We start from the raw sequence: 12,604 nt of genomic DNA on the forward strand, positions 1-12,604 counted from the left end.
AATTTGTTAAATTTGAGAAGAAGATTGTCGAACTGTAAAAAAAAATCTCTGCTGTTACGATAACAGCAGAGATTTCTTTTTTATAGATTATGACGATGTTGTTTTTCAAAATCCTCAAATTGCTCTTCAACTTCTTTTGAAGGTTTAGTTAGTAAACTAACAATTATGATCACTATTAAACTAATAGCGAAACCAGGAATCATTTCATATAAGAAATCTTTTAGGAATTTGAATTGAGTCCAAATAATTACTGTAGCGGCACCTGAAATCATACCAGCAAGCGCGCCCCATTTCGTCATACGTTTCCAATATAAGCTTAATAAAATAGCAGGTCCAAATGAAGAACCAAATCCAGCCCAAGCATATCCAACAAGAGCTAAAATCGTATCATTTTGTTTAAGCGCTAATGCACACCCAATTAAAGCAACGCCAAGAACAGCCATACGACCGACAAATACAAGCTCTTTATCAGAAGCAGAACGCTTAAAGAATGTACGATATAAATCTTCAGTTACTGCACTTGAAGTAACGAGCAACTGAGAAGAGATTGTGCTCATAATAGCTGCTAAAATAGCGGCTAATAAAAATCCAGTAATAAGTGGGTGGAATAAAATTTTTCCAAGTTCAAGGAAAATTGTCTCTGGGTTAGATAATGTCAAACCTTGTTGTGAATAGTAAGCAATACCGATAAGACCAGTAAACATAGCTCCGACAACAGAGAAAATCATCCAGCTCATACCAATTCTTCGTGCGCTTTTAATTTCTTTTACAGACGAAATTGCCATAAAGCGTACGATAATATGAGGTTGTCCAACATAACCAAGGCCCCATGCGAATAAAGAAATCATTCCTAAAGTAGAGGCACCTTTAAAAATATCTAAACGTGTTGGATCTACAGATCGAATTGTATCAAATGCAGGTCCAAGTCCGTTTGAATTCATAATTGTTACAATAGGAACAAGAATAAGAGCAATTACCATAATGATTCCTTGCACGAAGTCTGTCCAACTTACTGCTAAGAAACCACCAAATAGTGTGTAAGCTACAACAACGCCTGCTACAATGAGTAATCCAACATGATAGTTCATACCAAATGAATTTTCAAATAATACAGCGCCTGAAACGAGTCCTGAAGCTACATAGAAAGTAAAGAAAATCATAATAACAAGTCCGGATACTAAGCGTAGCATGTGAGATTTGTCGTGGAAGCGGTGTTCCAAAAATTCTGGGATAGTAATAGAGTTGTTTGCAATTTCTGAGTAGGTACGTAAGCGAGGAGCGACATAAAGCCAGTTTGCGTATGCGCCTAGTGTTAGGCCAAACGCAATCCAACTACTACTTAATCCAACGCTAAACATTGCACCGGGTAAGCCCATTAAAAGCCAACCGCTCATATCTGATGCTCCAGCACTTAATGCTGTTACTGCGGGGCCTAGTGTACGCCCGCCAAGCATATAATCTGTTAAGTTGGACGTTCGTTTGTAGGCGAAATAGCCGATTACTAACATCCCGAGCATGTAAATAGAGATAGAAGTTAAAGTTAACATCTGCGTATTCATGTAGTTCCCCTTCCTTTTGTCATGTCTTTTGATGCATTATGCATATTTATAATCTATCATGATTATTCTGAAAAATCCATATACAAATATGAATTTTCAGAAATGTAAGCGTTTTTTGACATCGTTTTACTTTTTTAATATATAAATTTCAGACGAAAAAACCTTAATTTTAATAGAGTATTTATTATATTTACATAAAAACACGTTGTTTTGTCAATATAATATTGAAAGAAGGGAGAAAAAATTTTTTAAAAAAAGTATTGACTTGTGAAAAAAGTTAGGTCTATAATGAGTGCAACTTAAAAAATGCAAGCGTTGATGAAGAAGAGTACACATGATGAACATGTCAGAGAGCTGATGGTTGGTGCGAATCAGTATGGGATTGATGTGGAATGGGCTTCGGAGCTTCCAAACCGAAACGAAAGAAGTAGGCTTTGGCGACATGATCTCATCGATACAAGAGACACGTATTATTTTTTGATACGGCAAAGTGCGTTACATTCGTAACGAATTAAGGTGGCACCACGGGAGTACCCGTCCTTTCTATAGGATGAGTACTCCCTTTTTGTGTACAAAAAATTAAATATGTTAAATCGTTTAAGTAAGAAGAGTACGTATATTGGAGACGTTTCAGAGAGCCGGGGACAGGTGGGAGCCCGGTGCGGTGCCATATACGGAATGGGCTTACGAGAGGTATGCTGAACAATTATTTTCAGTAGGCAACCCGGGTTCCGCCGTTACAAGGATAAGGTATATATTTTGTACCTGAATAAAGCGGGATGCTTTTGCGTCCAACCTGAGGTGGTACCACGGTAAATTTATCGTCCTCTACATATTTCGATATGTAGGGGACTTTTTTATTTTTCAGAGTGAGGTGAAAGGCATGATGACAAAAGAGGAATTTATGAAGCAAAAAGAACAAAGAAACACATTTTTAGTAATCGCTGAAGAAGAAGGAGATAGCATTACGCCAATTTCTTTATATAGACGTATGAAGGGAAAGAAAAAGTTTTTATTAGAAAGTTCGCAGCTTCATCAAGATAAAGGGCGCTATTCTTACTTAGGGTGTAATCCGTATGGAGAAGTGAAAAGCGTTGGTATAGAAGTAGAGCGAATGATGTATGGGAAAAAAGAAAAGCTGCAGGGTAACGTACTGCAAATGCTAGAAGAGGTAATCGCACCAGCGCAAGTAGAGAGTCCATTTCCGTTTTGCGGGGGAGCAGTTGGATATATTGGCTATGATGTCATTCGGCAGTATGAAAACATTGGAGCAGATTTACACGATCCATTAAATATTCCAGAAGTACATCTTTTACTATATCGTGAGTTTATCGTTTACGATCATTTACGCCAAAAGTTGTCGTTTGTATATGTATGCAGGGAAGATGATTCAGCTTCTTATGAAGAAGTATACGAAAGATTGCAAAGATACAAAGAGGAAGTGCTAAACGGAGAAGCAGAGAAGGTTAATGAAGTAATATCATCTTTATCATTTACTTCTTCAGTAACTGAAAAAGAATTTTGTGAAATGGTAGAAACAGCGAAAGAATACATTCGGGCCGGAGATATTTTTCAAGTTGTATTATCCCAGCGTTTGCAAAGTGAATGTAAAGGAGATCCATTTGCATTATACCGGAAACTTCGAATTGCAAATCCATCACCATATATGTTCTATATCGATTTTCAAGATTATGTTGTACTTGGCTCTTCGCCGGAAAGTTTGTTATCAGTAAGAGAGGATAAAGTGATGACAAACCCAATTGCTGGTACGAGGCCGAGAGGGAAAACGAAGCAGGAAGATGAGGAAATCGAAAAAGAACTGTTAGGAAATGAGAAAGAACGAGCAGAGCATATGATGCTTGTGGACCTAGGACGAAATGATATTGGCAGAGTAAGTGAAATTGGCTCTGTGACGATAGATAAATATATGAAAGTAGAAAAATACTCTCACGTTATGCACATTGTATCTGAAGTTTACGGAACATTGCGAAAACGAACAAGTGGATTTGATGCATTAGCGTATTGTTTACCAGCTGGTACAGTATCAGGAGCTCCGAAAATAAGGGCGATGGAAATTATTAATACGTTAGAGCATGAAAAAAGAAATGTATACGCCGGAGCAGTTGGATATATTTCATTCTCAGGAAATCTTGATATGGCGCTAGCAATTCGAACGATGGTTGTGAAAGATGAGAAAGCGTACGTTCAGGCAGGAGCGGGTATCGTCTACGATTCAGACCCGGTTGCTGAATATGAAGAAACATTAAATAAAGCGAGAGCGCTTTTGGAGGTTATGAAATGATTGTACTGATTGATAACTATGATTCCTTCACATATAACTTGTATCAACTATTAGGCGAGTACGAAGAAAACATCGTCGTCGTAAGAAATGATCAAATAACAATTGAACAATTAGAGGAGATGAAGCCGAAAGGAATTGTGCTATCACCAGGACCAGGGAAACCAGAAGATGCTGGAATTTGTATCGATGCTATTCGTCACTTTCATAAGAACGTTCCCATCTTAGGAATTTGCCTTGGCCATCAAGCAATCATATCCGCATTTGGAGGGGGAATTGTTAGAGCAGAGCTCATTAAACATGGAAAAACATCGCGTGTGAAACATAACGGAACGTCAATCTTTTCGTATGTTACGCAGCCGCTAACAGCGATGCGTTACCATTCACTCGTTGCAGCGCAAAATAGTTTACCGCAGTGTTTTGACATACTGGCGACAGCGATGGATGACGGAGAAATCATGGCAGTTCGTCACAACTATTATCCGCTCTTCGGATTACAGTTTCATCCAGAATCAATTGCAACAGAAGAAGGCGGAAAGTTAATACGTGCCTTTTTAGCAGAAGTGAAAGAGGAGGAGAGAGTATGAACAGTTATCTTCGAAAATTAGTAGAGGGACAACATTTAACAGAAGAAGAAATGTATGAAGCGGGACTTCTTTTATTAAGTGACAACATATTGGAAAGTGAAGTTGCAGCTTTCTTAGTATTGCTGAAAGCGAAAGGCGAAACAGCAGAAGAAATATACGGTCTCGTTCGTGCTCTTCGCGAAAAGGCATTACCGTTTTCAACTCATATAAAAGGCGCGATGGACAATTGCGGAACGGGTGGTGACGGTGCGCAAACATTCAATATTAGTACAACATCGGCATTTGTACTTGCCGGAGCTGGTGTAAAGGTTGCGAAACATGGAAACCGCGCTGTTTCTAGTAAAACAGGAAGTGCTGATTTATTAGAAGAACTCGGTGTAAACATTAGTTGTACGCCAGGTGAAATTGACTACTTATTAGAAATTGTAGGGATTGCCTTCTTATTCGCACCAGCGATGCATCCAGCATTAAGACGCATTATGAAAATAAGAAAAGAATTAAACGTTCCGACGATCTTTAACTTAATTGGACCGTTGACGAATCCGGTTAATTTAGAAACACAATTTGTCGGTATTTATAAGCGAGATATGTTATTGCCGGTAGCGGAAGTATTGCAGAAACTTGGCAGAAAACAAGCACTCGTCGTAAACGGAAGTGGCTTTTTAGATGAAGCATCATTACAGGGAGAAAATCATGTCGTCGTTTTAAAAGATAATGAAATAGTAGAAATGAGTATTGATCCAGAAAAGTATGGTTTTTCAAGAGTGAAAAATGAAGAAATTAGAGGTGGGAATTCAAAAGAAAATGCAAAGATTACGCTCGGCGTATTAAGCGGAGAAAAGAGTGTCTATCGCGATACTGTTTTATTAAATGCAGGTCTAGCCCTTTTCGCAAATGGAAGAGCAGAAACGATTGAAGAAGGAATTACACTAGCAACGCACAGCATTGACTCTGGAAAAGCATTAGCCAAGCTAAACTTATTAATTGCAGCAAGCCATGAAAAATTAGAAAGGGTGAATTAAAATGGGGACGATTTTAGACAAAATTGTAGAGCAAAAGAAAGTAGAAGTTGCGGAGTTATATGAAACATATTCACCAGTGAAAGAAAAAAGGAAAACACACTCACTTGTAAAAGCTTTAGAGCAGTTTACTGTAATAGCAGAGGTAAAGCGAGCGTCTCCATCAAAAGGCGATATTAATTTACACGTTGATGTGCCAAAACAAGTGAAAACATATGAAGAATGCGGTGGTGGAGCAGTTTCGGTTTTAACAGACGGTCAATTTTTTAAAGGGTCGTTTCACGACTTACAAACGGCAAGAGCAGAAAGTAACATTCCGCTTTTATGTAAAGATTTTATAATCGATAAAATCCAAATTGATAGAGCGTATGAAGCAGGAGCAGATCTTATTTTATTAATTGTTGCAGCATTGTCAAAAGAGAAATTAAACGAGCTTTATAACTACGTGCTAGAAAAAGGATTAGAAGCGATTGTTGAAGTTCATGATGAACAGGAATTAGAAATTGCAATCCGATTAAATCCGCACGTTATCGGTATTAACAACCGTAATTTAAAAACATTTGAAGTAGATTTAAGCCAAACTGAAAAGCTCGGAAAACGACTGAATGAAGAAAACCTACTTTGGATTAGTGAAAGCGGCATTCATTCAAAAGAAGATATCATTCGCGTCAAACGAGCTGGTGCAAAAGGTGTATTAGTCGGAGAAGCGCTTATGACATCATCTTCTATCAGTACCTTTTTTGAAGACTGTAAGGTGAGCATATGAAAGTGAAGATTTGCGGTATTACTGATATGGAAACAGCGAAAAGTGCGTGTGAATATGGCGCAGATGCAATCGGATTTGTTTTTGCAGAAAGTAAACGCCAAATCACTCCAGGGCAAGCGAAAGAAATTATTGGGGAAATTCCAGCCCACGTTTTCAAGGTCGGTGTTTTCGTAAATGAATCAGTAGAAGTGATCCAGAAAATTGCAGAGGAGTGCGGGTTAACGCATGTGCAACTACATGGGGATGAAGACAATCATCAAATTATAAGATTGAATATTCCGTCTATAAAAGCGTTAGGAGTAGCTTTAGAACAAGATATTGAACATGCGAAAAAATACGAAACAGATTATTTGTTATTTGATAGCCCGAAAGAAAAGTTCCACGGAGGAAACGGAAAGACATTTTCATGGGAGTTACTCGCACATATGCCAAACGAGCTGCGAGGGAAAACGATATTAGCTGGCGGATTAAACGTCATTAATATAGAAGAAGCCATTCAAACTGTTCAGCCATATATGGTCGATGTGAGTAGCGGGGTAGAGACAGAAGGAAAGAAAGATTTGGAGAAAATAAAACAATTTATTAAAAAAGCGAAGGAGTGTTCCAAATGAACTATGCATATCCAGATGAAAAAGGTCATTACGGTATATACGGAGGACGATACGTTCCAGAAACGTTAATGCAATCCGTATTAGAACTAGAAGAAGCATATAAAGAAGCGATGCAAGATGAAGCGTTTCAAAAGGAATTAAATCATTATTTACAAACGTATGTTGGAAGAGAAACACCGCTTTATTTCGCTGAGAATATGACGAAGTATTGCGGCGGAGCAAAGATTTATTTGAAACGTGAAGATTTGAACCATACGGGAGCTCATAAAATTAACAATACAATCGGTCAAGCACTTCTTGCGGTAAGAATGGGTAAGAAGAAAGTTGTCGCTGAAACAGGAGCAGGACAACACGGAGTTGCAACAGCTACTGTATGTGCACTTTTCGGTTTAGAATGCGTCATCTTCATGGGAGAAGAAGATGTGAGACGACAAAAATTAAACGTGTTTCGAATGGAATTACTCGGAGCAAAAGTAGAAAGCGTTGCGGCAGGTAGCGGCACGTTGAAAGATGCGGTAAACGAGGCGCTTCGTTACTGGGTTTCACATGTACACGATACGCACTACATTATGGGATCAGTTCTCGGGCCACATCCATTCCCGCAAATTGTTCGTGATTTCCAAAGTGTAATTGGGAAAGAAACGAAAAAACAATACGAAGCGCTAGAAGGAAAATTACCAGAAGCAGTCGTTGCTTGTATTGGCGGTGGTAGTAATGCAATGGGAATGTTTTATCCGTTCGTACACGATGAAGAAGTTGCTCTTTACGGTGTTGAAGCAGCTGGAAAAGGTGTTCACACAGAAAAGCACGCAGCCACTTTAACGAAAGGAAGTGTCGGTGTTTTACACGGATCGATGATGTACCTTCTGCAAAATGAAGAAGGGCAAATTCAAGAAGCGCACTCTATTTCGGCAGGGCTGGATTACCCAGGTGTTGGGCCAGAACATAGCTTGCTAAAAGATATTGGTCGCGTTTCTTATCATTCCATTACAGATGAAGAAGCGTTAGAAGCATTTCAATTATTAACGAAAAAAGAAGGGATTATCCCGGCATTAGAAAGTTCACATGCTGTTGCATACGCTTTAAAACTAGCGCCGCAAATGAAGAAAGACGAAGGACTTGTCATTTGTTTATCCGGCCGCGGTGATAAAGATGTAGAGAGTATAAAACGTTATATGGAAGAGGTGTGAAAAATGGGAGTAGAAAAAATTATAGCAGCGTTTGAAAATGGCAAGAAAGCATTTATTCCGTATGTAATGGGCGGAGATGGTGGGCTTGAAAAGTTAAAAGAAAGAATTCGTTTTCTTGATGAAGCAGGAGCAAGTATCGTTGAAATTGGTATTCCGTTCTCAGATCCAGTCGCAGATGGGCCAACTATTCAAAGAGCAGGAAAACGAGCGCTAGATAGCGGTGTAACATTAAAAGGTATTTTTCAAGCATTAATAGAGGTGAGGCAAGAAGTTCAAATTCCATTCGTACTCATGACATATTTAAATCCAGTACTCGCATTCGGAAAGGAACGTTTCATTGAGAGCTGTCTTGAAGCAGGGGTGGACGGTATTATCGTTCCAGACTTACCGTATGAAGAACAAGACATTATTGCACCGCTCCTTCGCGTGGCGAATATCGCTTTAATTCCACTCGTTACCGTAACGAGTCCTATTGAAAGAATTGAAAAAATCACGAGTGAATCACAAGGATTCGTCTACGCCGTTACAGTAGCGGGCGTAACAGGAGTACGTCAAAACTTTAAAGGTGAGATTCATAGTTACTTAGAAAAAGTAAAATCACACGTCCACTTACCAGTTGTTGCAGGGTTCGGTATTTCAACACGAGAGCAAATAGAAGAAATGATTGAGATATGCGACGGTGTTGTTGTTGGGAGTAAAGTCATTGAGCTTTTAGAAAATGAAAAGCAAGAAGAAATATGTGAGTTAATACATGCAGTAAAAGAAACAGAAGAGGCATAAGTCTCTTCTGTTTCTTTTATGTAATAAATGTTAAAATATACAGAAAACACTTATAATTCAGAGGTGAGAAGGCATGCTAAGACGTAAACTATTATATCTTCTTTTAACCGTACCACTATATGCCTGGTTAATTAGCATGACGAAAATAGAGTTAATGGCTCTATTTCTAGGGTATTTATTCATCTTTTCCAACTTAAACAGGATTCAAGAGCAATCTATTTTCGAAGTATGTATATTTTCGGTTAGTATAGAACTATTTAGTATCGTTTCGATTGTATTATTAAACGAATTATTTCGATGGATCCATTCATTTGAATTAATAAAACTTGGAAATATTGTATTGCAAGTAATATGTGCTTATATTGTGTTTGTTGTTTTAGAAAAGATGCTGAGGCAGCAGACGGTTTTTCAGGATAAAAGAAAATGGGAGTGATCAAAAAAAGAGCTGTTTGGCTCTTTTTTTAATCTGTTTTAAAAATAATTGAAAATCGTGTTATCTGTTATATAATAGTTAAAAATTGTATTTTTAACGAAATGAGATGATAACATGGCCATATTGTTGGCACTTATCCCAATTATGATGATTTTCATTTGTTTATTTTTATTTAAACAAACGTCATTAAGATCCTCATTAATTTCTTATGCCGTTTCTGTTGGAATTGTTTTACTCTCGCCAACATTTCGGTTAGGGATAAGTGAAACTGTACATGCAACGATTAAAGGTTGGTTAATTTGTTTTATTGTTGGATACGTTTTGTTTTTCGGTATTTTTTTATTTCACCTCATGAACAAAATGGGATACATCGATCAAGTAGCGAGATTTCTAGAACAAGTCACGCGCGATCGATTATTGCAAATGCTTCTTATGTGTTTTGGTATTTGTCCACTTATTGAATCAGTGAGTGGGTTCGGAATTGGTTTTATGGTCGCAGCACCTATTTTTCTTTCTCTCGGTTATAAACCGTTTCAAGCTGTGCTACTTTCGTTTATCGGCCTACTTGCAAGTTCATGGGGCGCAATGGCAACGGGCACGATTATCGGTTCTCAGCTTATTAACATGCCGCTTACAACTCTTGGTACAAATACAGCATTATTAAGCATCCCGATTTTTGCATACTTTGTCATCCTTTCTTTATACGTTGTCGGTGGCTTTCAGGCAGTTATAGAAAAGTGGAAGGAAGGGATAGGGTTCTTTCTATTATTTTCTCTTGGAATCTATCTTTCTAACGCATACGTAAGTGTTGAACTAGCGGGGATATTAAGTTCTATCGTTACCATTACATTTGGTTTTTTAATCATTAAATTAAAAGGAAAAGATGAGCAAAACCTTTTAACAGAACATGCGGCGGCTACTGAGAGAGAAGTATCGATTATAAAAATTATTAGCCCTTATATCTTTTTAACAGTTTGTATTTTACTTTCTCGCCTCGTTCCAGCATTACATGATCTGCTCAGGTCATATGCAGTTCTCGATTTAAAATCATATTTTTACAAACTAGAGCTACTATATTCGCCAGGGTTTTGGCTCGCCATGACTTGTTTATTTACAATTATTTTCTTCCGCATTCCATCTAATATTATTAAAAAATCACTCTCGCAAACGATAAAACAATGGATTCCATTCGCAATTACAACGACAATGTTCATTGCGATTTCAGAGTTAATGGGGGCATCTGGTATGCATGCATTACTCGCAAAGACAGCTGGTGAAACATTTGGTACCTTTTTCGTTTTCGTTGCACCGTTCATCGGCGGAATCGGCGGTTTTTTAACTGGTAGTAACGCAGGATCAAATGCGATGTTTATAAAACTGCAAATGCAAACCGCACAAAACGTAGCACTCCCGTGGCAATATGTCACAACACTCCAAAACACCGCATCATCAGTAGCGACAATTGCTTGTCCGTCACGAATTACACTCGGGGCTTATTTATGTAATATTCCATATCGTGAAAACGAACTACTAAAGAAGACGACGTTAATGATTTTTGGTGCGGTGTTACTTGTAGTAGTGGAAGTTTTCTTTTGGTATATATTGAGAAATTAAAAATCCTCCTAACATAGGAGGATTTTCTTTATGACTGGATAATGTTTTAAATATGAAAAGCTTCTACTAAATGAATAGGAGATGAAAGGTATGCCCTTAAAAAACTACGGTGTATTAAAAGGTACAGTTATACAATCTAAGATTGGAAAAGGCAAAACACCTCATTATCAAGTTCATTTACAAGGTGAAGCAGGAGTAGATTATCGTATTGCAATTAACGTGAAGTCGCAAAGTTATCCATCAGAAGTTTTATATTTTGCGAGCGACAATATTCGGTCAGAGGCGATTCATATTTTACCGACATTACCGTTTGGTTTTACGGAAGTGGAAAATAATGAGCCAAAAGTTGCTTTAGATTATGTAAGAGGTAATTTATTTGATTCCAAGCAAATGATTCCTTTACCTGCTGAAAAAGCAGGAGTGGATAATGATTTAAATGAAAAAATAGAGCGTTATATAAAGCGAGCAATAGATGAGAAAGCAATTATTTATGCGTTTGGTGAAAGGTGGGGACCAGAAGAAACAGTGCCTGATTCGTATTTCCACTTTACACCTGGAAACGGTATACACGATATTCACATGAATCAAGGTAATGTAGAGAAATGGCAAGGTGATGATGGCAAATGGCAAGACGGGGGAATACTCATTCACTTTGAAAAGGAAGAAGAATGGATCGGTATCTTTCTTGCATTCCAATCACAGTCATGGTGTACCGATGAAGAAGGGCATGCTCGTGTTCCGGTTGAGCATTGTGATTATAAGAGAAATAACTAATAAGAAGAGGGCGTTCAAAACGAACGCCCTCCTCTTATTTTATAAAACACAAAACTCACAAGTGTAGAAATGCAAGAGAAAAGCAGCGCCACACTAGAAAACGCGATGAGATACATATTATATTTCATAACTTTGCCGATTAGTTGGTTACTATCGTACTGAAACAGTCCCGCTATTATATTGAATAAAAATAATACGATAAACATTACGATAACGCCATCTGTTGATCCTTTAATGTCTGGTTTACTTAAAGCGATATGTGCGGAAATACAAATAGCGATAAATAAAAATAACCAAAAAGAAGGGGTCAATAAATTGTTCATTGTAAACAAGCTTTTTAATAAAAAGAATGTTGATAAAAACATGTTTTGGATCATGTCTAAGTTAATAGAAGTCGATGCAATCGTTGTTTCGAGAGTCGTATTAAATAAAGAATATGACTCTGGTACGAAATAGCGCATTAAAAGGATTAAGGCAGTAATACCAGAAATAATAGGACCGATGCCGATAAAGAAATTACCGATTCGTTGATATACGCTTTTTTGATTGTATTGATGTTGTACGTAACCTAAAGCCCCTTGACTTGTATCTGTCGGGAAGAACTGCGTCGCTACAATTTTATGACGAAATAGTACGCACATAATTGCATGCCCAAGTTCATGAATAGGGACACCAATCCACGCAGTCAAAAGAAAGCCTTTCCTACCAAAAGCTCTCGACCAATACATTCGTGTGAGAGATTCTAAATATCCTAATAGAAATCCAATTACAATGATGATTCCAATTAAAGAAAATAATTGGATTACACTTGTAAGGAGTGTTTGAAAAATCGAGTTTACAAATTCCACTGCCTTCATCCAATCTGTTTAAAGTTTAACTTTATTTGCTCTGTTTCATAATAACATTATTTTTCTATATTACTAGCACACATAGTTTCGTTTAAAAGAAGGATTTCATATTCTTTTTCTTGTA

The 12,604-nt window shown here is 37.6% G+C and carries 12 protein-coding genes and 2 other annotated features; of the genes, 10 read left to right on the plus strand and 2 right to left on the minus strand.

Translation table 11 applies throughout. The annotated features are described in order from the left end of the window. Positions 1–80: 80 nt before the first annotated feature. Positions 81–1,559: a sodium/proline symporter PutP gene (gene putP, locus KPL75_RS20300; RefSeq protein ID WP_219917516.1), complete on the minus strand. Its 1,479-nt coding sequence runs from the start codon at positions 1,557–1,559 to the stop codon at positions 81–83. A gap of 306 nt (positions 1,560–1,865) precedes the next feature. Continuing rightward, positions 1,866–2,104: a binding site (T-box leader), on the plus strand. Between the two features lie 42 nt (positions 2,105–2,146). Further along, positions 2,147–2,391 (plus strand) — a binding site (T-box leader). Between the two features lie 51 nt (positions 2,392–2,442). On the opposite strand from putP, the gene trpE reads away from it, so the two are divergent. From trpE to KPL75_RS20350, 10 genes are all read left to right on the plus strand, one after another. Continuing rightward, positions 2,443–3,861, plus strand: coding sequence for an anthranilate synthase component I (gene trpE, locus KPL75_RS20305; protein WP_219917517.1), 1,419 nt, complete (start codon positions 2,443–2,445; stop codon positions 3,859–3,861). Then, positions 3,858–4,445, plus strand: a complete 588-nt coding sequence (locus KPL75_RS20310) for an aminodeoxychorismate/anthranilate synthase component II (RefSeq protein ID WP_219917518.1) — start codon at positions 3,858–3,860, stop codon at positions 4,443–4,445. The genes trpE and KPL75_RS20310 overlap by 4 nt, the downstream gene beginning before the upstream one ends. After that, positions 4,442–5,467, plus strand: coding sequence for an anthranilate phosphoribosyltransferase (gene trpD / locus KPL75_RS20315; protein ID WP_201039734.1), 1,026 nt, complete (start codon positions 4,442–4,444; stop codon positions 5,465–5,467). The genes KPL75_RS20310 and trpD overlap by 4 nt, the downstream gene beginning before the upstream one ends. Before the next feature lies 1 nt (position 5,468). After that, positions 5,469–6,230, plus strand: coding sequence for an indole-3-glycerol phosphate synthase TrpC (trpC, locus tag KPL75_RS20320; RefSeq protein WP_219917519.1), 762 nt, complete (start codon positions 5,469–5,471; stop codon positions 6,228–6,230). Beyond that, positions 6,227–6,841, plus strand: a complete 615-nt coding sequence (locus KPL75_RS20325; RefSeq protein ID WP_219917520.1) for a phosphoribosylanthranilate isomerase — start codon at positions 6,227–6,229, stop codon at positions 6,839–6,841. Before trpC ends, KPL75_RS20325 begins: the two co-directional genes overlap by 4 nt. Next, positions 6,838–8,031 (plus strand): tryptophan synthase subunit beta, encoded by a 1,194-nt coding sequence (gene trpB / locus KPL75_RS20330; RefSeq protein ID WP_002140871.1) that lies wholly within the window; start codon positions 6,838–6,840, stop codon positions 8,029–8,031. The genes KPL75_RS20325 and trpB overlap by 4 nt, the downstream gene beginning before the upstream one ends. A 3-nt stretch (positions 8,032–8,034) precedes the next feature. After that, positions 8,035–8,811: a tryptophan synthase subunit alpha gene (trpA, locus tag KPL75_RS20335; protein WP_219917521.1), complete on the plus strand. Its 777-nt coding sequence runs from the start codon at positions 8,035–8,037 to the stop codon at positions 8,809–8,811. A 73-nt stretch (positions 8,812–8,884) separates the two neighbouring features. Next, positions 8,885–9,244 carry a DUF4029 domain-containing protein gene (locus tag KPL75_RS20340; RefSeq protein ID WP_219917522.1) on the plus strand — a complete coding sequence of 120 codons (360 nt, stop codon included), beginning with the start codon at positions 8,885–8,887 and terminating at the stop codon, positions 9,242–9,244. A 114-nt stretch (positions 9,245–9,358) separates the two neighbouring features. Then, positions 9,359–10,858, plus strand: a complete 1,500-nt coding sequence (locus tag KPL75_RS20345; RefSeq protein WP_219917523.1) for an L-lactate permease — start codon at positions 9,359–9,361, stop codon at positions 10,856–10,858. 90 nt (positions 10,859–10,948) lie between these two features. Then, positions 10,949–11,632, plus strand: coding sequence for a DUF2278 family protein (locus tag KPL75_RS20350; protein WP_219917524.1), 684 nt, complete (start codon positions 10,949–10,951; stop codon positions 11,630–11,632). A gap of 14 nt (positions 11,633–11,646) precedes the next feature. On the opposite strand, the gene KPL75_RS20355 is transcribed toward KPL75_RS20350, so the two are convergent. Further along, the gene (locus tag KPL75_RS20355; RefSeq protein WP_219917525.1) at positions 11,647–12,480 is read right to left on the minus strand and encodes a hypothetical protein; all 834 of its coding nucleotides are present in this window, start codon (positions 12,478–12,480) and stop codon (positions 11,647–11,649) included. Positions 12,481–12,604: the final 124 nt, after the last annotated feature.

Source organism: Bacillus sp. NP247 (genome assembly GCF_018966865.1).
Classification (GTDB): Bacteria; Bacillota; Bacilli; order Bacillales; family Bacillaceae_G; genus Bacillus_A.